The organism is Brucella sp. GW823-FHT04E01 (assembly GCF_058796175.1).
Genome location: NZ_JBXAIK010000001.1, coordinates 931794 through 952823 on the forward strand (window position 1 = coordinate 931794; position 21030 = coordinate 952823).

Sequence of the window (21030 nt, forward strand, 5' to 3'; positions counted from 1 at the left end):
GCCGTAATGTGCAGGACCAGCCACTTATCCTCCCTGCGATGGCGTGAAATTCGCCACCAGCGCATGGCTGTCGCCGGGATAGGTAAAGCGTACATGTGTTACCGGCTGGTCAGCATTCCAGGTCTGGCGCTCGATCACCAGACAGGGCGCCCCCAGCGGAATACCGAGCATGCCAGCATTTTCCTGCGTGGCGGCAATCGCACGTATCGAGTGTTTTGCGCTACTCCACGGCACGCACGAAACCAGCCATGGTCCCGGTGAATTTTCAGCAAAGTCAGTCTGCGCAGCGGTCGGAACCGCATCCAGACTGATGATGCGCTCTTCCAAAGCGAAGACACGCTTGCCGGCATAGTGACGGCAGACGAGTTCAACCAGCGGCGTATGGCGCGGCATGTCGATATGCCTTGCATCGGCTGGTCCGCTCAATCGCTCGCGCCGGCTCGTCAGCTCGAACCGATAAGCGGCGCCAAGCGCTGCTACTTCATCGCGAATATCGTGGATTTCGAGGATTGCGGCCTGCGATTGCGGAAAGGAAACAAAACTGCCGGATCTCCGCTTGCGCTCAATCAGACCGGCCTTTGCCAGCTGCGTCAGCGCCTTGTTCACGGTCATGCGTGAACAGCCATATTGTTCCGTCAGCTCGTGTTCGAACGGGATGCGATGACCGGGCAGCCATTCTCCTGACAGGATGCGCGATTCTATATCGTCCAGAATACGCTGATGCAGCGAAAGCACCGGTGCGTCCTTTACGATCAAATCTTCGCCAGCCATGCCATCTCCTGTCAGGCGAGTAATTCGCCGATCACTGTCTGGAAAGCACGCTCGGCTTCATCGCGCAAGCGGTGACGCCCGCCTTCCACCTGTTTAACGCCGCGCACCCATACATCGGACGGTCGTGCGCGACCGCCAAAAATCCAGCCATCGAGCACTGCGTCGCCTTTTGCATGTGGCAGACGCGCCGCATCAAGCGCAACGAAATCGGCCGAAGCCCCCGCTTCCAAGCCATCGCCTGCGCGTCCCATGGCGATATTGCCGCCGGTCACCGCGCCATCGAACAGTGCGCGGCCTGTCGAGCCTGCGTTCTCGGCCAGAACATTGCGCGCGCGGTGCAGGAGACGCTGCGAATATTCGTACTGGCGTAACTCATCGCTAATGCCGATCAGCACATTGGAATCCGAGCCGACGCCGAACTTGCCGCCTGCTTCGTGGAAGACCGTGGCATTGAAGGTTCCGTCGCCGAGATTGGCCTCCGTCACAGGACAAAGACCAGCAATCGCGCCCGCCTCGGCCATACGCACAGTTTCCGCATCGGTCATGTGGGTCGCGTGAATGAGACACCAGCGCGAAGACAATTCCTGATGATCGAGCAGCCATTCGACCGGTCGTTGGCCCGACCATGCGATGCAATCGTCCACTTCCTTCACCTGTTCGGCAATATGAATGTGGATCGGCGCATTGGGCAGAAGTTTTGCTGCAAAAGCCAGCTCATCCGGCGTCACAGCACGCAAGCTGTGCGGGGCTACGCCAAGCACGGCACCATCGAAACCGACAAGCGCCTTCTGGCAGCCTTCGATTAGGCGCGCAAAGCTTGCTTCATCATTGATAAACCGACGCTGGCCTTCATTCGGAGCAGCACCGCCAAAGGTCGAATGCGCATAAAGCACTGGCAGCAATGTCAGGCCGATACCCGCTGCTCCGGCCGCGGAAACGATGCGATCCGCCATCTCGGAAATATTGCCGTAAGGTGTACCGTCGCGGTCATGATGCAGATAGTGAAACTCGCCGACGCGGGTAAATCCTGCCTCCAGCATGTCGACATAAAGCCGCAGCGCCGCAGCTTCGGCCTGTTCCGGCGACATGGTGAGCGCAAACTTGTACATGATCTCGCGCCAGCTCCAGAAGCTGTCAGCAGAAGGTCCACGCCGCTCAGCCAGTCCTGCCATGCCATATTGGAACGCATGGCTGTGCAGATTTGGCATGCCTGAAACGATCACTGTATGGTGTTCGTCGCCCGACTGCGCACTGACGCCGGTTTCCACAGATGCGATTTTTCCATCGACAATGCCAAGACGCACATCATCCGCCCAACCTGTTTGCAGAAGCGCCTGACCGGCATGGATAAATTGCGTTTTTGTGGCTGCGGCAGACATTCGAACAAGCTCCTCATTTCGCCAAATTCACACGCCGATCTTTCAACAGATCGCAAATGGATGCATTTTTTCTCTTGGCGGCTCCGTTAATATGTATATACATTATTGAAAAACAGGGGAAGCGAGAAAACGCTCATGCCAGATAAAACAAGCTACATTTTCAGCAACGCCCGTATCGCCACCTTGGGTGAAAACGCCGAGGGTCTGGGGCTCATCGACAATGCCGCGCTCGCCGTGAAAGACGGCAAGATCGCTTATGTCGGTCCGGAAAATGCTCTGCCTGCTGAATATGCATCTTTCGAGAAAATCGACTGCGAGAACCGCCTGATCACGCCCGGCCTGATCGACTGCCACACGCATCTTGTCCATGCGGGCAACCGCGCCCATGAATTTGAGCTGCGCCTGAATGGTGCCACTTACGAAGAAGTGGCACGTGCAGGCGGCGGCATTGTTTCCTCAGTCAAGAACCTGCGTGCTGCCAGCGAAGATGATCTGGTGCGCGAAACCCTGCCCCGTCTCGATGCACTGATTGCAGAAGGTGTCACCACCGTTGAAGTCAAGTCCGGCTATGGCCTCGACCGTGACAGCGAAATCAAGTCGTTGAAAGCCGCCCGCCGTCTTAGCGAAGAGCGCGACGTGGCGGTCCGCACCACCTTCCTTGGCGCGCACGCCCTGCCGCCGGAAATGAATGGCGACAAGGCCGCCTATATCGACCGCGTCATCAACGATATGCTTCCGGCTATCGCCGCTGAAAATCTGGCCGATGCGGTTGACGGTTTTTGCGAAGGCATCGCCTTCCTGCCGGATGAAATCACCCGCGTCTTCGATGCGGCCAAGGCGCATAATATTCCGGTCAAGCTTCATGCCGACCAGTTGTCCAATCTGCATGGTGCGGCTCTTGCAGCATCTTATGATGCGCTTTCAGCCGATCATCTGGAATATACGGATGCGGACGGCGCTGCCGCTATGGCCAAGGCCGGAACGGTAGCTGTGCTGCTGCCCGGCGCCTACTACTTCATTCGCGAAACACAAAAGCCGCCGGTCGAGCTTTTCCGTGCTGCGGGTACCAAGATGGCGCTCGCCACCGACAACAATCCCGGCACCTCGCCGCTGACCTCGCTTCTGCTCACCATGAATATGGGCGCAACGCTCTTCCGCATGACGGTCGATGAATGCATTGCAGGCGTGACCCGCGAAGCAGCGCGCGCACTCCGGCTTCTTGATCAGACCGGCACGCTGGAAATTGGCAAGGATGCCGACCTCGCAATCTGGGACGTCGAGCGCCCGGCAGAGCTTGTTTATCGCATCGGCTTCAACCCGCTCTGGAAGCGTGTGTTCAAAGGCCAAATCTGAGTTTTTGTTTCAACGCGCATCTCGAAAACCGCTTCACGTTTTTCGAGATGCGCTCTTTGGGAGTTTTCCATGACCCTCGTATTGAAGCCCGGCAGCGTGCCGCTTGAAACACTTGAAACAATCTATCGCGAAGGTCTCCCCGTCCGCATCGACACTGCTTTTCACGCAGGCGTCGAAAAGGCTGCGGCACGCATTGCGGAAATCGCGGCAGGGGATGAACCGGTTTACGGCATCAATACCGGCTTCGGAAAACTTGCCTCGATCCGTATTGCGGCGGGCGATGTCGCCACGCTCCAGCGCAATCTGATCCTGTCGCATTGCTGCGGCGTCGGCGAACCGCTTTCGGAAAATATCGTGCGCCTCATCATGGCGCTGAAGCTGATTTCGCTCGGTCGTGGCGCTTCCGGCGTACGACTTGAAGTCATCACCCTCATCGAAGACATGCTGGGAAAAGGCGTGATCCCGATGATCCCGGAAAAGGGTTCCGTTGGCGCGTCCGGTGACCTTGCACCGCTGGCGCACATGACTGCGGCCATGATCGGTGAAGGTGAAGCCTTTTATCAGGGCGAACGCCTGCCGAGCGCGAAGGCACTCGAAAAGGCCGGGCTGAAGCCGGTTGTGCTTGCTGCCAAGGAAGGGCTGGCGCTGATCAACGGCACGCAGACCTCGACTGCTCTGGCACTGGCAGGTCTTTTCCGTGCGCATCGCGCCGCACAGACAGCGCTCATCACCGGCGCATTGTCCACCGATGCCGCCATGGGATCGGACGCACCTTTCCACGAGGAAATCCACACGCTACGCGGCCATAAGGGCCAGATCGACGCTGGCCGGGCACTGCGCGCCCTGCTCGAAGGTTCCATCATCCGCCAGAGCCACCTTGAGGGCGACCAGCGCGTGCAGGACCCCTATTGCATTCGCTGCCAGCCGCAAGTTGATGGCGCTTGCCTCGACATTCTGCGTCAGGCAGCCCGCACACTGGAAATCGAAGCCAATGCGGTCACCGACAATCCGCTCGTTCTCTCGGACGGTCGCGCCGTGTCGGGCGGCAATTTCCATGCCGAACCTGTTGCCTTCGCCGCCGATCAGATTGCGCTGGCCGTCTGCGAAATCGGCGCGATTTCGCAGCGCCGCATCGCGCTTTTGGTTGACCCCGCCCTCTCCTTCGGTCTTCCTGCCTTCCTCGCCCGCAAGCCGGGCCTCAATTCCGGCCTGATGATCGCAGAAGTCACCTCTGCAGCACTCATGAGCGAAAACAAGCAGATGGCGCATCCGGCTTCGGTCGATTCCACCCCGACCTCGGCCAATCAGGAAGACCATGTGTCCATGGCCTGCCATGGCGCGCGCCGCCTGTTGCAGATGACCGCCAACCTCAACGCCATTATCGGTATTGAGGCGCTGACCGGCGGATTAGGCGTCGAGCTGCGCGAGCCGCTGACCACTAGCCCCGAGCTTGCCAAGGTGATCGCCGCGTTGCGCGGCCGCGTGCCGACGCTGGAAGACGACCGCTATATGGCAGACGACCTCAAGAATGCCGCTGAGCTGGTGGCTGACGGTGCACTTGCCGGGGCGGTTTCGAGCGGCATCCTGCCCTCTCTGGAGGCGTGATCATGAGTCCGTTCGAAGTTCGTCAGGGAACCTCGCCCGTCATTCTGGGCCTTCCCCATACGGGCACGGATGTTCCTGACGACATCTGGTCACGGCTCAACGACAATGGCCGGATACTTGCCGATACCGACTGGCATATTCACCAGCTCTATGATGGCCTTATTGATGGCGCAACCACGGTGCGCGCCACCTTCCATCGCTATTGCATCGATGCCAATCGTGATCCGGCGGGTGTCAGCCTCTATCCGGGCCAGAACACCACGACGCTGATCCCGGAAACCGACTTTGACGGCATTGCCATCTGGAAAGACGGCGAAGCACCAAAGGAAGCCGATATTGCCGACCGCATCACGCGCTTCCACAAGCCCTATCACGACGCGCTTTTAGCCGAAATCGAGCGTGTGAAGGCGATCCATGGCGTCGCCATCCTTTATGACTGCCATTCGATCCGCTCGCATATTCCGTTCCTGTTCGAAGGCAAATTGCCGGATTTCAACATCGGCACGGACATGGGCAAGACCTGCGATCCGAAGATCGAAGCTGCCGCCGTTGAGGTTACGGGACGGGCCGAAGGCTACACGTCGATTCTCAATGGCCGCTTCAAGGGCGGCTGGACGACGCGCCATTACGGCAAGCCGGAAACTGGCGTTCACGCCATCCAGATGGAGCTTGCCCAATCCACGCATCTTGCGACCGAAGCGGTTCCCTTCGCCTATGACGAGGCCAGGGCGGACAAGCTTCGCGTGCATCTCAAAACTCTTTTGCAGCGGCTGGAAGCAATAGCCGCAGAACTGAAATCCTGAGGAGAACACCATGTCCAATCCACGCCATAACGAGCGCGAAGTCCGCGCGCCCCGCGGAGACGAACTCAACGCCAAGAGCTGGCTGACCGAAGCGCCGCTTCGCATGCTGATGAACAACCTTGACCCCGATGTCGCCGAACGCCCGCACGAGCTGGTCGTCTATGGCGGCATTGGCCGCGCTGCGCGCACATGGGATGATTTCGACAAGATTGTCGCGACCCTCAAGACGCTCAATGAAGACGAAACCTTGCTGGTGCAGTCGGGCAAGCCGGTGGGCGTGTTCCGCACCCACAAGGATGCACCGCGCGTTCTCATCGCCAATTCCAACCTCGTGCCGCATTGGGCGACCTGGGATCATTTCAACGAACTGGATAAGAAGGGTCTTGCCATGTATGGCCAGATGACCGCCGGTTCGTGGATCTACATCGGCGCGCAGGGCATCGTTCAGGGCACCTACGAAACCTTCGTGGAAGCCGGTCGCCAGCATTATGATGGCAACCTCAAGGGCAAATGGATTCTGACCGGCGGCTTGGGCGGCATGGGCGGCGCACAGCCTCTGGCAGCTGTCATGGCAGGCGCTTGCTGCCTTGCGGTCGAATGCGACGAAACCCGCGCTGATTTCCGCCTGCGCACCCGTTATGTCGATGAAAAGACCCATAGCCTCGACGAAGCACTGGCCAAGATCGATGCATGGACCAAGGCAGGCGAAGCCAAGTCCATCGCGCTCATCGGCAATGCGGCTGAAATCTATCCGGAACTCGTCAAGCGCGGCGTACGCCCCGACATCGTCACCGACCAGACCTCGGCACATGATCCGGTACATGGCTATCTGCCAATCGGCTGGACCGTCGCCGAATGGCGCGCCAAGCAGGAAAGCGATCCGAAGGGCGTTGCGAAAGCCGCCCGCGCTTCGATGAAGGTGCAGGTTCAGGCCATGCTCGACTTCTGGAATGCTGGCATTCCAACCGTCGATTACGGCAACAATATCCGCCAGATGGCACTCGAAGAAGGTCTGGAAAACGCCTTCGATTTCCCGGGCTTCGTGCCTGCCTATATCCGCCCGTTGTTCTGCCGCGGCATTGGCCCATTCCGCTGGGCTGCCCTTTCCGGCGATCCGGAAGATATCGCCAAGACCGACGCCAAGGTGAAGGAGCTGCTGCCAGACAACAAGCACCTGCACAACTGGCTCGACATGGCAAAGGAACGTATCGAGTTTCAGGGCCTGCCAGCACGCATCTGCTGGGTCGGTCTCGGTGACCGCCATCGTCTCGGCCTCGCCTTCAACGAAATGGTCCGCAATGGCGAGCTAAAGGCACCAATCGTTATCGGTCGCGATCACCTCGATAGCGGCTCGGTGGCTTCGCCGAACCGCGAAACGGAAGCCATGAAGGATGGCTCGGACGCAGTCTCCGACTGGCCGCTGCTCAATGCTCTGCTCAACACCGCTTCGGGCGCAACGTGGGTGTCACTCCATCACGGCGGCGGCGTCGGCATGGGCTTCAGCCAGCATTCCGGCATGGTCATCTGCTGTGACGGCACCGAAGATGCCGATCAGCGCATCGGTCGCGTGTTGTGGAACGACCCGGCCACCGGCGTCATGCGCCATGCCGATGCGGGCTACGATATCGCGCTCGACTGGGCGAAGCAGCAGGGCCTGCGCCTTCCAGCCATCCTTGGCAACTAAGAAATCAATGAAAGGCGGCCCTTCCGGGGGCCGCCTTTTTCATAGCTGGATAATACGTAAATACTGGGGAATAACGATGACAGACGTAGCGCTTGGCCGTAATGAGCCCTCTCGTGGATCGGCGGCTTTGAAACTGGTCATATACAGCTTCATAGGCATATTTTTCTTTTTCGTGCCCGTCACCATTGGCGGTAAATCGACCATCCTGCTCGATCACGCCGCGACCGCGATTGCCACGCAGCTTCGCCCTGCCGCTCTCGTTTTCGTCTGCTTGCTTATCGCTTATGGTGCCTTTGCACCTTTCGTAACGGGCACGTGGAAAAAGAATGTAACCGAAAGAATTTTCTCGGTTCTGCGTCTGCTCGGCCTCATTGCGACTGCCATGTATCTCGCCAATATCGGTCCGGCTGCACTTTTCACGCCCGATATGCTGCCGTTCCTGTTCGACAAGCTCGTATTGTCGGTCGGCCTGATCGTGCCGATCGGTGCACTGGCACTGGCTTTCCTGATTGGCTATGGCCTGCTCGAATTTACCGGCGTCATCGTACAACCAGTCATGCGCCCGATCTGGCGCACGCCGGGCTGGTCGGCCATCGATGCCGTGGCATCGTTCGTCGGCAGCTATTCGCTGGCACTTCTCATCACCGATCGCGTCTACAAGGAAGGCAAATACACCGCCCGCGAAGCGGCAATCGTCGCCACCGGCTTTTCCACGGTATCAGCCACCTTCATGATCATCGTCGCAAAGACGCTGGGCCTTATGGACGCGTGGAACCTCTATTTCTGGACCACTTTCTTCGTGACTTTCATTGTCTCCGCGATCACCGCACGCATCTGGCCATTGAGCCGCATGGATCATCCGGGCGACCGCGATACCCCATTGCCCGAAGGCAAAGGCCGTATTCAAACGGCAATCGACACCGGCATCCAGCAGGCACAAAATGCCCCCAAGCTTCTGCCGCTTCTCGGGGCGACGTTCCTTGATGGCCTGCGCATGGCAGCCATGATCCTTCCCAGCATCATGGCGGTCGGGCTTCTCGGCCTGCTTGCGTCCAAATATACGCCGATCTTTGATCTTCTGGGTCTGGCGCTCTATCCGTTTACATGGCTTGCGCAACTGGCCGATCCGATGCTTGCCGCAAAATCCATGGCGTCCGGCCTTGCAGAAATGTTCCTGCCAGCCATCCTCTTGAAGGACGCCGATGTCGTTTTGAAGTTCGTCGCCGCCGTTGTCTCGGTCAGCCAGGTTCTCTTCCTGTCGGCCTCAATCCCTTGCGTCCTTGCCACCTCGATCCCGCTCAAGTTCCGGGACCTGATCGTGATCTGGTATATCCGCACGGCACTCAGCATCCTGCTAACGGCACCAATTGCCTTCTGGGCAGCATCCAATGGATGGCTCGGTTGATGGTCGAAATTCTCAAGGCCGAAAGTCATCGCCACATGCCATGGAAAAATGGCGGCGGCGTTACGGTCGAAATCGCCGTCCATCCGGAAGGCGCGTCAGTCGATAATTTCGACTGGCGCATTTCCATGGCGACCGTCGCCAGCGATGGCCCGTTTTCCATCTTTCCCGGCATCGACCGCACATTGTCGGTGCTGGAAGGAGACGGCATCTTGCTCGATGTCGAAGGACAGCAGAGCACCCTCACCTGCGAAAGCGTACCGCTGTTCTTCGCTGCGGATGCTCAATCCAGCGCACGGCTGATCGGATCGGCCATTACCGACCTCAATGTGATGACCCGGCGCGGACGGTTTGCCCATATGGTCCGGCGCCTGCCCGTCAACGGCACCACGCTCACCCAGGCCAATGGCAATCTGGTTCTTCTTTTCTGTGCCGAAGGTCAGATCGATCTGACACTCGCGGCGAAAACGACGAAACTTGAGCAGCATGATTGCGCGGTCGCCACAAACTGCGACGCCTTGCCTCTTGAACTAAAGGGGAAGGGAGCCGCTTACCTGATTTCGATTAGCCCAATCTGATCAGTAGTTTACGACTATTCCATCGAGAATGAAGTATTCAAAGAACCGCAACGAACTCTCTGGACAGACGATACGGTCCTGTTAATTTGGCAGGAGTAAGAGACAAAAAAGTCTCACTATAAAAGGGGTACTACACATGAAGAAATCATTGCTTGCCGGGGCGGTACTAGCAGCTTTCACGTTAACGTCTGCGGCGCACGCTGAAACTGCCGTTTCCCTTGGCTTTTCCGGCTGGACCGGCTTTGCTCCGCTGACGCTTGCCAAGGAAGCCGGAATTTTCAAGAAGAATGGCCTCGACGTCACACTGACCAAAATCCCGCAGGCAAGCCGCCATCTGGCCCTCGCTTCCGGTGATATCCAGTGCGCGGCCACCACCGTTGAAACATGGATTGTCTGGAACGCGGCTGGCGTGAAGACCAAGCAGATATTCCAGATGGACAAGTCCTACGGTGCCGATGGTATTGCGGTGCGCGCCGATGTGAATTCCTTCGCCGATCTGAAGGGCAAGACGGTTGCCGCTTCTGCTCCGGGTACGTCGCCCTATTTCCTTCTCGCCTTCATGCTCGCCAAAAACGGTATGACGACCAAGGACGTCAAGGTCGTCAATATGGAGCCGGGACCGGCTGCACAGGCTTTCGTGGCCGGCCAGAACGATGCCGCCATGACCTACGAGCCTTATCTTTCAACCGTGCGCGCAGCACCCGACAAGGGCAAGATTCTTGCCACCACGCTCGATTATCCTGCGGTCATGGACACGGTCGGCTGCACGCCCGATTTCCTTGGAAAGAACCCCGAAGCCGCCAAGGCGCTTGCCGACAGCTACTTTGAAGCGCTGCAGATGATCGCTTCCGACAAGGCGAAGTCCTATGAAATCATGGGCAAGGACGTGAAGCAGTCGGGCGAGGATTTCGGCAAGTCGGCAGACTATCTTCGCTGGCAGGACAAGGCAGCCAACCAGAAGTTCTTTGAAGGTGAATTCAAGGAGTTTTCAACCGAAGCCGCCGATCTTCTGCTGAAGGCGGGTGTGATCAAGTCGAAGCCCAATCTCGATGACATCGTGGATACAAGCTTCATCAAGTAACATCGCTTCATATGCAAGCCCGGACGACACGTCCGGGCTTCCTTATTTTCTGCCCGTCGAGTGCGGCGGATGCGCGACTAAACAGGAAAATATATGCAGCCCTTGCAGCCTATAGGCAGTCAGACCCGGATATTACTGGGCATTCTATTCTTCGTTCTCTTCTTTGTGTTCTGGGGTATCGCCACTCTGGGCGGTTTCGTTTCCCCGACATTCCTCGCCGACCCGATCACCATGGTCAAAGACGGTTGGGATCTTATCGCCAATCAAGGCTTTATGTCCGATATCGGAATGACTGTCTGGCGCGTGCTTGGCGGCTTCATACTCGCTAGCGTCGTTGCCATTCCGCTCGGCATCGCCATGGGCGCATACAAGCCGATTGAAGCGCTGCTGGAGCCCTTCGTCTCTTTTGCGCGCTATCTTCCCGCTTCGGCTTTCGTTCCGCTGTTGATCCTCTGGTCAGGCATTGGTGAAACACAGAAGCTGCTCGTCATTTTCATCGGCGCGGTGTTCCAGATCATTCTCATGATCGCCGTGACGGTCTCCAATACGCGTCGCGATCTTGTCGAAGCAGCCTACACGCTCGGCGCATCAAACAGCGGCATCATTCGCCGCGTACTTATGCCTGCCAGTGCGCCGGACATTGCCGAAACGCTGCGCCTCGTGCTCGGCTGGGCATGGACCTATGTGATCGTGGCCGAACTCATCGGCGCATCGTCCGGCATCGGCTACATGATCATCAACTCTCAGGCCCTGATGGCCACCGGCCAGATCATCTTCGGCATCATCGTGATCGGCGTCATCGGTCTGATCTCGGACCTTGCCTTCAAATATTTCAACCGCTGGCTCTTTGCATGGAGGTTCGCATAATGGTTACCAAAAGCGACCAGGAACTTGTCATCAAGGGCGTGAGCCGCACCTTTCCGGGCGTGCATGGTGGCAAGCCGACACTGGCATTGCAGCCGACCGACCTCATCATCCCGAAAAATGATTTCGTGACCGTTCTCGGCCCCTCGGGCTGCGGCAAGTCCACGCTTCTTCGCATCATTGCCGGTCTCGACAAACCGACCACCGGCACCGTGACGCTGGAGGGCAATCCTGTCACCGGACCGGGTGCAGATCGCGGCATGGTGTTCCAGTCCTACACGCTGTTCCCATGGCTCACCATCCGGCAGAATGTCGGCTTCGGGCTTCGTGAGAAAGGCGTGCCGGAAAAACAGGCGCGTGAAATCGTGGACAGCTATATCGACAAGGTCGGACTGCGCGGCTTTGAAGATCACTGGCCAAAGCAGCTTTCGGGCGGCATGCAGCAGCGTACGGCGATTGCCCGCGCACTCGCCAACGACCCAAAGATCCTGCTTCTCGACGAGCCGTTCGGCGCTCTGGACAACCAGACCCGCGGACTGATGCAGGAGCTTCTGCTCGGCATCTGGGAGCGGGAGCACAAGACGGTCATCTTCGTCACCCACGACATCGAGGAAGCCATATTCATGGCAACCCGCGTGGTCACGATGACGGCTCGTCCGGGCAAGATCAAATCGATCACGCCGGTCGATATCGCGCATCCGCGCACCTACCACGTCAAGGCAAGCCCGGAATTCTCCGAACTACGTCTGAAGTTGACCGAGGAAATCCGCAGCGAAGCCATTGCGGCAGCAAAGCAGGCTGCCTGAAAATAGCTGTTTCCCATTGCAGCCGACTGACCTATGAAAAGACTGCGACTTGATCGCAGTCTTTTCGTTTCAGGACACATCCAATCATGGCCGTTTCAGCAGAAGAACTTGAAAACCGCATCGTCTATGTCAACGGCGAATATGTTTCCGCCCGCGATGCGCGCATTTCCATCTTTGACCGTGGCTTCCTGTTCGGCGACGGTATTTACGAAGTGACTGCCGTGCTCGAAAGCAAGCTCATCGACAGCGAGCCGCATATGCGACGCCTGCGCCGCTCGACCGGCGAGATCGGTATTCCGATGCCGATGAACGAAGACGAGATCGTTGCCATCGAGCGTGAGCTGATCCGCCGCAACAATCTGACCGAAGGTCTGGTCTATCTGCAGGTGACACGCGGCGACGGGCGCGACCGTGATTTCGTGCCCGCGAAAGGCATGAAGCCTTCGGTTGTCCTGTTCACGCAGGAAGCCAATCTGCTCGACAAGCCTGCGCTGAAAACCGGTGCCCGTGTGCTTTCGCTGGATGATCTGCGCTGGAAGCGCCGCGACATCAAGACGGTCTGTCTGCTGCCACAAGCGCTTGCCAAGGAAATCGCCAAGAACGCCGGTTGCGATGAAGCGTGGATGATTGAAGACGGCTATGTAACCGAAGGCGCATCGTCGACCGCCTATATCGTGACCGAAGATGATGTCGTCGTTACACGCCCGAACAGCAACTCCATTCTGCCCGGCTGCACACGGCTTTCGCTCCTGCAGCTGATCGCCGAGACCGGCATGAAGCTGGAAGAGCGGCTCTTCACCATTGATGAAGCCTATGCGGCAAAGGAAGCTTTCCTCACCAGCGCAGGCACATTCGTCACACCGATCACCGTCATTGACGAGAAAACCATCGGCACGGGTAAACCGGGTCCAGTTGCCCAGCGCCTGCGCGAAATCTATCTCGATCACGCCCGCCGCACGGCAATCTGAAAACTGAACCGCCGCACGTCAGTGAAGCGGCTAAGATTTTGGTTATGGCGAGCCGAAAATGGTGGAGTTTGAGAACCGGAGCGGAGCGTACTTCTGAACATAATCCCGAAAAGTTGCAGACTTTTCGGATAAGATTATGTGCCTAAACAAAGTACGTGAGCACCGGAAGCGCAAAACAACGCCATTTGCAGGCCGTCAGAGCCGAAATATCAGCGTTTCTGGTTATAGACGTCGATACAAACAGCCCCCAGCAGCACGATCCCCTTGATGACCTGCTGATAGTCGATACCGATGCCGAGGATCGACATGCCGTTGTTCATCACGCCCATGATGAGCGCGCCAATCACGGCACCCGTCACACGGCCCACACCGCCATAGGCGGAAGCACCGCCGATGAAGCAGGCTGCGATCACGTCCAGCTCGAAGCCGATACCGGCCTTGGGCGTTGCCGTGTTAAGGCGCGCCGCAAAGACCAGGCCAGCAAGCGCCGCCAGCACACCCATATTGACGAAAGCCAGAAATGTCAGCCGTTCGGTCTTCACACCCGAAAGCTTGGCCGCATGCCGGTTGCCGCCGACCGCATAAATTTGCCGCCCGAGCACGGTTCGATTGGTGAGGAACGCATAGGCCGCAATCAGAACGGCCATAATGATGAGGACGTTCGGCAATCCGCGATGCATTGAAATCAGCAACGACAAATAGGCAATCGCCGAAAAGAACAGGATGTTCTTGATGACGAAAAGGCCAAAAGGCTCCGTTTCCACTTCATGCGCGATATGACGCTGACGCGATTTGACATTCTGCCAGATCATGAAACCGGCCAGCAGCACGCCGATGATGAGCGATGTCAGATAGACGCCACCCGTCGTGCCGATGATTTCCGGAATAAAGCCGGACGATAGTTTCTGGAACACGACCGGGAACGGCCCGACCGACTGGCCGCCTAGCACGGCAAGCATCAGCCCCTTGAAGACCAGCATGCCAGCCAGCGTGACGATAAAGGACGGAATATTGAAATAGGCGACCCAAAAGCCCTGCATTGCGCCGATAATGCCCCCGGCCAGCAGGCACAGAATGGCGGCGATAGGAAACGGCACTCCCCATTTCACCATCATCACAGCCGCGAGCGCACCGATAAAGCCACAGACCGAGCCGACCGAAAGGTCGATGTGCCCGGTGACGATGATAAGCAGCATACCAAGCGCCATGATGACGATATAGCTGTTCTGCAGAACCAGATTGGTGAGGTTCAGCGGCTTCATCAGCACGCCGCCAGTCACGATCTGGAAGAAGATCATGATCGCGACCAGCGAGATCAGCATGCCGGATTCACGCAGATTGTTCTTGAGATACCGCCCCACGCTGCTCGCCGGAGCTTTCGATCCACTGCTTCCGATGATATTCTCGCTCATGGCCGTTTTCCCTTGTTCTGCATGATGGCGCGCATGATGTTTTCCTGCGTTGCTTCCTCGCCAGCGACTTCGCCGACAAAGGCTCCTTCATGCATGACGACGATGCGGTCGCAGATGCCGATCAGCTCCGGCATTTCCGAAGAAATGACGACCACGCCCTTGCCGCTATCCGCCAGTGAATTGATAATTGTGTAGATGTCATATTTCGCGCCGACATCGATGCCGCGCGTCGGTTCATCGAGGATCAGCACGTCGGGTCCGGTGAAGAGCCACTTCGATAGCACCACCTTCTGCTGGTTGCCGCCCGAAAGCGTGCCCGTCTCCTGATAGACATTGTGACAGCGAATGCTCATCTGTTCGCGATAGGAATTCGCGATCTTCATTTCGCGAATATCGTCGATGATGCCTTTCGGGCTGACGCCGCGTAAATGCGCAAGAGAGATGTTGCGCGAAATATTTTCGCCTAAGACCAGGCCGAGCTTCTTGCGATCCTCGGTCACATAGGCAAGCCCCGCCTTGATGGCCCGCGCCACAGTGGAAATATCGGCATTGTTGCCGTTGATACGCGCCTCGCCGCTGATATTCGTGCCCCATGAACGCCCGAACAGGCTCATGGCGAATTCTGTGCGTCCCGCCCCCATCAATCCGGCAATACCGACGATTTCACCTGCCCTCACCTTAAACGACACATTCTTGACCGAGTGCCGTTCCGGATGCAGCGGGTGATGCACCGACCAGTTGTCGACTTCGAAAATCACCTCACCAATCTTCGGATCGCGCTTCGGGTAGCGGCTTTCCAGATCGCGGTCGACCATCTTGCGAATGATGTCGTCTTCCTCGACCTCGCCCGCATTGCAGTCAAGTGTCGCCACTGCCTTGCCATCGCGCAGCACCGTGATCTTGTCGGCAACTTCGCGGATTTCATTGAGCTTGTGCGAAATGAGGATCGAGGTGATGCCTTGAGCACGAAACTCGCGCAGAAGCGCCAGCAATGCCGCGCTGTCCGTCTCGTTGAGGCTTGCGGTCGGTTCGTCGAGGATCAGAAGCCGCACGCGCTTCGACAATGCCTTGGCAATTTCGACCAGCTGCTGCTTGCCGACACCAATATCGGTGACGAGCGTATCGGGCGATTCCGACAGGCCAACCTTCTGCAAAAGCTCGCGGGTGCGCTTGTGCACCGTACTGCGGTCGATGACCCCGTAACTTGCCGGCGGATTGACGAGGAAAATGTTCTCGGCAATCGTCATGAGCGGTATGAGCGCCAGCTCCTGATGGATGATGACAATGCCAAGCGCTTCGGAATCGTTGATGTCGCGAAACTGTCGCTCTTCTCCGTCGAAGAAGATCGACCCCTCGTAGCTGCCATGCGGATAGACACCTGACAGCACCTTCATCAAGGTCGACTTGCCTGCTCCGTTCTCGCCGACAAAGGCATGAATCTCGCCCGGCATGACCGAGAAATTGACATCGCTCAGCGCTTTGACGACGCCGAAAGACTTGCTGATGCCGCGCATTTCCAGAAGCGGCTTGCCGGCGATTTCCGGCTTACCGTCAGACTGCTCGCGCAGGACAGGATTGGCTACATTCATCGCTCGCTCCCATTACAAATCTGCTTTGCCATTGCCCTCAACAAAAAGACAACGCTGTCAATCGCCGAGCCTACCCCAGCCGAAAGGCTGGGGATTTGGGGCAATGGCATGCAGAAAGGTTACGGGCATATCCTCCGATACGCCCGAGACCGCATTACTGGATCTGGTCTTCCTTGTAGTAACCGCTATCGACCAGAACCTGCTTCCAGTTCGACTTGTCGACGATCACCGGCTTGAGCAGATAGGACGGCACGACCTTGACGCCATTGTCATAGGTCTTGGTGTCGTTGACTTCCGGCTCCTTGCCGGTCATCAGCGCGTCGACCATATCGACCGTGACCTTGGCGAGTTCGCGCGTATCCTTGAAGATGGTCGAGTTCTGTTCGCCAGCGAGGATCGACTTCACCGAAGGCACTTCCGCATCCTGACCGGAAACGACCGGCATCGGCATGTCGCCACTGCCATAGCCTACACCCTTGAGGGACGACAGGATACCGATGGAGATGCCGTCATAAGGCGACAGGACTGCATCGAGCTTCTTGTCGGAATAATAGGCCGAAAGGATCGAGTCCATGCGGGCCTGAGCAGTTGCACCGTCCCAGCGCAGCGTTGCGACCTTGTCCATGCCGGTCTGGCCGCTGCCGATAACGACTTTGCCGCTATCGATATAAGGCTGCAGAACGGACATCGCGCCGTTGTAGAAGAAGTAGGCGTTGTTATCGTCCGGCGAACCGCCGAAAAGCTCGACATTGAACGGACCCGGCTTGTTCTTGAGGTCCAGCGCGGTTTCGATGGACTGGGCCTGCAGCACGCCGACCTGGAAATTGTCGAAGGTCGCATAGTAATCGACATTCGGCGTATCGCGGATCAGGCGATCATAGGCGATGACCTTGATACCCGCATCGTGGGCCTTGGCCAGAACATCGGAAAGCGTCGTGCCGTCGATGGATGCAACGACGAGAACCTTGGCGCCCTTGGTCACCATGTTCTCGATCTGCGCCAGCTGGTTAGGTACGTCGTCTTCAGCATACTGAAGATCGGTCTGGTAGCCGCGTTCTTTCAGCACCTTGACCATGTTGTCGCCATCGGCAATCCAGCGTGCCGAAGACTTCGTGGGCATGGCGACGGCGACAAGACCCTTGTCTTCCGCATGCGCCAGACCGCTAAAGGCAAGCGCGGCCATCGCGACTGCCAATGTTAGAGATTTCATGCCTGCCATTGTCTCACTCCCAAATTGGGACAGGCTTTTCCGCCTGTCGTTCTCCCAAAATTTCCGCCCCCGCCTTCCGGCCATGCGGAATTCCTCCGGAACAAGTTCTCAAAGGGCCGTCAGCCCGCGATCTTGTCCCATGCCGCAACCGCGCGCTCAGCGCGTTCGCGAACCTCAGCAACCGTCAATCCGGCCTTGTAAAGACTGGAACCGAGTCCGAAGCAGCTCACTCCCGCTGCCCGATAGGTCGCAAAATCAGCCTCGGAAACACCGCCCACGGCGCCGACCGGAATATCCTTCGGCAAGACGGCGGATATCGCCTTGATACCGTCCGCGCCGAGTACGCTGGCCGGAAAGAATTTCAGCGCCGATGCGCCTGCACGGATCGCCGAAAAGGCTTCCGTCAGCGTGAAAACGCCGGGCATCGTCACCATGCCGTGCTGTCCCGCGCGGCGAATGACATCCGGCTCGACATTCGGGCTGACAAGAAGTCTGCCGCCGACATCGTTGAGCCGATCCACATCCGCGACACTCAACACTGTTCCGGCCCCGATCAACACGCCCGCAGGCGCAAGCTTCGCCGCCTTCTCAATCGAGACGAAAGGCTCCGGCGAATTGAGCGGAATTTCGATGGCCTCAAAACCCGTCTCGATCAGCGCTCCGACGATTGCTTCCGTTTCTTCCGGGCGAATGCCGCGCAGGATAGCGACCAGCGGATAGCGCAGCTTTGGCCATGCGATGCGGTCGCTCATTGCGCAGCTCCTTCGAAGGCGTGTTTTGCAGCCATGAACAGACCGTCTCGCACCAGCTCATCGGCTGCAACGCGCCTGACTGTCAGCCCGGCGATTTCAAGCGCGCTGGCATAGAGCGCGCCCATAGTGTCGTCTGAAAGGAGCAGCACTTCTTCGGGTTTGCCATAAAGCATGCGCCCGCCTGCCACTTCCAGCCCGATCAACAAGCCCGACAAACGGGCCAGCTGGTCGGTCGGCTTGCGATCATGGACGAGCCAGCCTGCGCGAATGGAAAAAAGCGCGTTGGAAATCAGTGCCGGGTTTTCGAGCGACGCCCTGACGCCCGCAGCGAAAGCCACACCATTCGGATCAACCGCCGCAGCACCTTCCAGCGCACCGGCCAGCACCGATTTTTCCTTCAAAAGAGCGAACATTTCACCGGTCATGAAGGTTCGGTAATCGGCAAGGCCACCGTCGGCAATCCGCACCCATTTGGCATGGGTGCCGGGCATGACGACAACACCATCATGCGTGCCGCCGTGCACAAGACCGAGCAGTTTTGTCTCCTCGCCACGCATAACATCGGGTGCCGTTTCGTCCCGACGCGCGACGCCCGGCAACATGATGACGTGACGGCGCGCGGGCACGCGCACCGCAGCCTTCACGATGCCATCCAACCCGGCGGGCAAGCTCATATAGGGCGCTTCGATCCAGCCGGTCCGCGAACCGGCCATGCCGCAGATCACCACCGGCAGATCGTCCGGCGCGCCGACAGAAGCAAGGTGCCGTTCGAGCGTTGGCTCGAAACCGGCTTCCTTTGCCTGCAGCAGACCGTCATCGCCACGGCTTTCGCCCAGCACATTGCCATCGACATCCAGCGTCCAGAGGCGAAACCGGGTGGTGCCCCAGTCCGCAACTGCCGCAAATGGCTTTTTATCGAGAGCCATCCGGGGAACCTTAGTGGTTATCTCGCGGCAGGCCACGCGTATGCGCGATGTCCTGATACTTGACCGCGTTTTCGAGAACTGCACCGGTTTCCATCTGGCCGACAACGGCGCGCTGGATTTCCTGCCATGGTGTCTGGCTTTCCGGATATTTGTAGCCACCGGCAGCTTCCAGAGCCTTGCGACGCTCCGCCAGTTCTTCGTCAGAGATCAGAATGTCAGCGCTGCCGCGACCAAGATCGATACGCACGCGGTCACCGGTCCTCAGAATAGCCAGACCGCCGCCAGCAGCAGCTTCCGGGGAGGCATTGAGGATCGACGGCGAACCCGACGTGCCCGACTGGCGACCGTCGCCGATGCATGGCAGTGAGCTGATACCCTTTTTCAGAAGGTAATTCGGCGCGCGCATGTTGACGACTTCCGCCGCACCTGGATAACCGATGGGGCCAGCGCCACGCATGAACAGCACCGTATTCTCGTCGATTTCCAGTGCCGGATCGTCGATGCGGTGATGATAATCTTCCGGCCCATCGAATACGACCGCCTTGCCCTCGAATGCATTCGGGTCCTTGTCGTCGGACAGGTAGCGATTGCGGAACTCGTCCGAAATCACGCTGAGCTTCATGATCGCCGACGAAAACAGATTGCCGCGCAGCACGCGGAATCCGGCATGCTTCTTCAGCGGCTGATCGTAGGTCTTGATGACATTGCCGTCTTCGATGGTCGCGTTCTTGCAATTCTCGCCGATGGTCTTGCCATTGACGGTCAGCGCATCTTCATTGATGAGGCCCTGCCCCATCAGCTGATTGACGACGGCTGGCACACCGCCCGCATGGTAGTAATCTTCGCCAAGATATTCACCGGCAGGCTGCAGATTGACCAGAAGCGGAATTTCCTCGCCATATTTCTGCCAGTCATCGACCGTCAGCTCCACACCGACATGACGGGCCAGAGCGTTCAGATGGATCGGCGCATTGGTCGAACCGCCAATAGCGGAATTGACGCGGATGGCATTGACGAAGGCATCCTTGGTCAGAATGTCCGACGGCTTCAAATCCTCATGCACCATTTCAACGATGCGGCGTCCCGATAGATAAGAAACTTCCTGACGGTCGCGATAAGGCGCCGGAATGGCGGCGGAGCCCGGAAGCTGCATGCCGAGCGCTTCGGCGAGCGAATTCATCGTCGTGGCCGTGCCCATCGTATTGCAATAGCCCGTCGATGGAGCCGAGGAAGCAACGAGCTTGACGAAGCCCTGATAGTCGATTTCGCCCTTGGCAAGCAGCTCGCGCGCCTTCCAGACGATGGTGCCGGAACCTGTGCGTTCGCCACGGAACCAGCCATTGAGCATCGGACCCACCGACAGCGCAATCGCCGGAATATTGACGGTTGCAGCTGCCATCAGGCAGGCAGGCGTGGTCTTGTCACAACCGATTGTCAGCACGACGCCATCGAGCGGATAGCCGTAAAGCACTTCCACGAGGCCGAGATAGGCAAGGTTGCGGTCCAGACCAGCGGTCGGGCGCTTGCCGGTTTCCTGAATTGGATGAACCGGAAATTCAATGACAATGCCGCCCGCCTCGCGAACACCTTCGCGCACGCGCTTGGCCAGCTCCAGATGATGACGGTTGCAAGGTGAGAGGTCGGAGCCCGTCTGCGCGATGCCGATGATCGGACGACCGGACTGCAGCTCTTCCTGGCTCAGGCCATAATTCATGTAGCGCTCCAGATAGAGCGCCGTCATATCGACATTATCAGGATTGTCGAACCAGGCGCGCGAGCGGAGCTTTGGCGTTTTCGGAGAGACGGGCTTGTTCATTTCATTGTCCTGCGTGGGTGAGAGGCCGCGT

Annotated in this window: 18 protein-coding genes; 10 read left to right on the forward strand and 8 right to left on the reverse strand. The window is 58.2% G+C overall.

Going from position 1 to position 21030, the window contains the following annotated elements; all coding sequences use genetic code 11:
* Positions 1-24 precede the first annotated feature (24 nt).
* The gene (gene hutC, locus AC1RHM_RS04630) at positions 25-771 is read right to left on the reverse strand and encodes a histidine utilization transcriptional repressor HutC (RefSeq protein WP_010659507.1); all 747 of its coding nucleotides are present in this window, start codon (positions 769-771) and stop codon (positions 25-27) included.
* Positions 772-782: 11 nt separating this feature from the next.
* Positions 783-2150 carry a formimidoylglutamate deiminase gene (locus AC1RHM_RS04635; protein WP_010659506.1) on the reverse strand — a complete coding sequence of 456 codons (1368 nt, stop codon included), beginning with the start codon at positions 2148-2150 and terminating at the stop codon, positions 783-785.
* A gap of 135 nt (positions 2151-2285) precedes the next feature.
* On the opposite strand from AC1RHM_RS04635, the gene hutI reads away from it, so the two are divergent.
* From hutI to AC1RHM_RS04685, 10 genes are all read left to right on the forward strand, one after another.
* Positions 2286-3503, forward strand: a complete 1218-nt coding sequence (gene hutI, locus AC1RHM_RS04640) for an imidazolonepropionase (protein ID WP_010659505.1) — start codon at positions 2286-2288, stop codon at positions 3501-3503.
* 69 nt (positions 3504-3572) lie between these two features.
* Complete coding sequence (gene hutH, locus AC1RHM_RS04645; protein WP_010659504.1) at positions 3573-5108, forward strand: histidine ammonia-lyase; 1536 nt, start codon at positions 3573-3575, stop codon at positions 5106-5108.
* Between the two features lie 2 nt (positions 5109-5110).
* Positions 5111-5911 carry an N-formylglutamate deformylase gene (gene hutG / locus AC1RHM_RS04650; RefSeq protein WP_010659503.1) on the forward strand — a complete coding sequence of 267 codons (801 nt, stop codon included), beginning with the start codon at positions 5111-5113 and terminating at the stop codon, positions 5909-5911.
* Between the two features lie 10 nt (positions 5912-5921).
* The gene (gene hutU, locus AC1RHM_RS04655) at positions 5922-7595 is read left to right on the forward strand and encodes a urocanate hydratase (RefSeq protein WP_036580486.1); all 1674 of its coding nucleotides are present in this window, start codon (positions 5922-5924) and stop codon (positions 7593-7595) included.
* Between the two features lie 76 nt (positions 7596-7671).
* A complete protein-coding gene (locus tag AC1RHM_RS04660) occupies positions 7672-9000 on the forward strand; it encodes a YjiH family protein (RefSeq protein WP_010659501.1) in 1329 nt (442 codons plus the stop codon).
* A complete protein-coding gene (locus tag AC1RHM_RS04665) occupies positions 8997-9575 on the forward strand; it encodes a HutD/Ves family protein (RefSeq protein ID WP_029376046.1) in 579 nt (192 codons plus the stop codon). Before AC1RHM_RS04660 ends, AC1RHM_RS04665 begins: the two co-directional genes overlap by 4 nt.
* A 136-nt stretch (positions 9576-9711) precedes the next feature.
* Positions 9712-10656, forward strand: coding sequence for an ABC transporter substrate-binding protein (locus AC1RHM_RS04670; RefSeq protein ID WP_010659499.1), 945 nt, complete (start codon positions 9712-9714; stop codon positions 10654-10656).
* Between the two features lie 93 nt (positions 10657-10749).
* The gene (locus AC1RHM_RS04675; protein ID WP_010659498.1) at positions 10750-11523 is read left to right on the forward strand and encodes an ABC transporter permease; all 774 of its coding nucleotides are present in this window, start codon (positions 10750-10752) and stop codon (positions 11521-11523) included.
* The gene (locus tag AC1RHM_RS04680; protein WP_010659497.1) at positions 11523-12326 is read left to right on the forward strand and encodes an ABC transporter ATP-binding protein; all 804 of its coding nucleotides are present in this window, start codon (positions 11523-11525) and stop codon (positions 12324-12326) included. The genes AC1RHM_RS04675 and AC1RHM_RS04680 overlap by 1 nt, the downstream gene beginning before the upstream one ends.
* An 86-nt stretch (positions 12327-12412) precedes the next feature.
* Entirely contained in the window at positions 12413-13294 is an 882-nt protein-coding gene (locus AC1RHM_RS04685; protein WP_010659496.1) for a D-amino-acid transaminase, read from the forward strand.
* Between the two features lie 209 nt (positions 13295-13503).
* Here the strand turns inward: AC1RHM_RS04685 and mmsB are convergent, their stop codons facing one another.
* From mmsB to AC1RHM_RS04715, 6 genes are all read right to left on the reverse strand, one after another.
* On the reverse strand, positions 13504-14706 hold the full coding sequence (mmsB, locus tag AC1RHM_RS04690; protein ID WP_010659495.1) for a multiple monosaccharide ABC transporter permease: 1203 nt from the start codon (positions 14704-14706) through the stop codon (positions 13504-13506).
* Entirely contained in the window at positions 14703-16295 is a 1593-nt protein-coding gene (gene mmsA / locus AC1RHM_RS04695; protein ID WP_036580513.1) for a multiple monosaccharide ABC transporter ATP-binding protein, read from the reverse strand. The genes mmsB and mmsA overlap by 4 nt, the downstream gene beginning before the upstream one ends.
* 154 nt (positions 16296-16449) lie before the next feature.
* Positions 16450-17514 carry a multiple monosaccharide ABC transporter substrate-binding protein gene (chvE, locus tag AC1RHM_RS04700; RefSeq protein ID WP_010659493.1) on the reverse strand — a complete coding sequence of 355 codons (1065 nt, stop codon included), beginning with the start codon at positions 17512-17514 and terminating at the stop codon, positions 16450-16452.
* 110 nt (positions 17515-17624) lie between these two features.
* Positions 17625-18257, reverse strand: coding sequence for a 2-dehydro-3-deoxy-6-phosphogalactonate aldolase (locus AC1RHM_RS04705; protein WP_492332484.1), 633 nt, complete (start codon positions 18255-18257; stop codon positions 17625-17627).
* A complete protein-coding gene (locus AC1RHM_RS04710) occupies positions 18254-19183 on the reverse strand; it encodes a 2-dehydro-3-deoxygalactonokinase (RefSeq protein ID WP_010659491.1) in 930 nt (309 codons plus the stop codon). The genes AC1RHM_RS04705 and AC1RHM_RS04710 overlap by 4 nt, the downstream gene beginning before the upstream one ends.
* A gap of 10 nt (positions 19184-19193) precedes the next feature.
* Positions 19194-20999, reverse strand: coding sequence for an IlvD/Edd family dehydratase (locus AC1RHM_RS04715; protein ID WP_010659490.1), 1806 nt, complete (start codon positions 20997-20999; stop codon positions 19194-19196).
* Positions 21000-21030 lie beyond the last annotated feature (31 nt).

Excerpts from the sequence above, each read along its gene's own strand:
- hutC (WP_010659507.1), bottom strand. The coding sequence starts at position 771 with ATGGCTGGCGAAGATTTGATCGTAAAGGACGCACCGGTGCTTTCGCTG.
- AC1RHM_RS04635 (WP_010659506.1), bottom strand. The coding sequence starts at position 2,150 with ATGTCTGCCGCAGCCACAAAAACGCAATTTATCCATGCCGGTCAGGCG.
- hutI (WP_010659505.1), top strand. The coding sequence starts at position 2,286 with ATGCCAGATAAAACAAGCTACATTTTCAGCAACGCCCGTATCGCCACC.
- hutH (WP_010659504.1), top strand. The coding sequence starts at position 3,573 with ATGACCCTCGTATTGAAGCCCGGCAGCGTGCCGCTTGAAACACTTGAA.
- hutG (WP_010659503.1), top strand. The coding sequence starts at position 5,111 with ATGAGTCCGTTCGAAGTTCGTCAGGGAACCTCGCCCGTCATTCTGGGC.
- hutU (WP_036580486.1), top strand. The coding sequence starts at position 5,922 with ATGTCCAATCCACGCCATAACGAGCGCGAAGTCCGCGCGCCCCGCGGA.
- AC1RHM_RS04660 (WP_010659501.1), top strand. The coding sequence starts at position 7,672 with ATGACAGACGTAGCGCTTGGCCGTAATGAGCCCTCTCGTGGATCGGCG.
- AC1RHM_RS04670 (WP_010659499.1), top strand. The coding sequence starts at position 9,712 with ATGAAGAAATCATTGCTTGCCGGGGCGGTACTAGCAGCTTTCACGTTA.
- AC1RHM_RS04675 (WP_010659498.1), top strand. The coding sequence starts at position 10,750 with ATGCAGCCCTTGCAGCCTATAGGCAGTCAGACCCGGATATTACTGGGC.
- AC1RHM_RS04680 (WP_010659497.1), top strand. The coding sequence starts at position 11,523 with ATGGTTACCAAAAGCGACCAGGAACTTGTCATCAAGGGCGTGAGCCGC.
- AC1RHM_RS04685 (WP_010659496.1), top strand. The coding sequence starts at position 12,413 with ATGGCCGTTTCAGCAGAAGAACTTGAAAACCGCATCGTCTATGTCAAC.
- mmsB (WP_010659495.1), bottom strand. The coding sequence starts at position 14,706 with ATGAGCGAGAATATCATCGGAAGCAGTGGATCGAAAGCTCCGGCGAGC.
- mmsA (WP_036580513.1), bottom strand. The coding sequence starts at position 16,295 with ATGAATGTAGCCAATCCTGTCCTGCGCGAGCAGTCTGACGGTAAGCCG.
- chvE (WP_010659493.1), bottom strand. The coding sequence starts at position 17,514 with ATGGCAGGCATGAAATCTCTAACATTGGCAGTCGCGATGGCCGCGCTT.
- AC1RHM_RS04705 (WP_492332484.1), bottom strand. The coding sequence starts at position 18,257 with ATGAGCGACCGCATCGCATGGCCAAAGCTGCGCTATCCGCTGGTCGCT.
- AC1RHM_RS04710 (WP_010659491.1), bottom strand. The coding sequence starts at position 19,183 with ATGGCTCTCGATAAAAAGCCATTTGCGGCAGTTGCGGACTGGGGCACC.
- AC1RHM_RS04715 (WP_010659490.1), bottom strand. The coding sequence starts at position 20,999 with ATGAACAAGCCCGTCTCTCCGAAAACGCCAAAGCTCCGCTCGCGCGCC.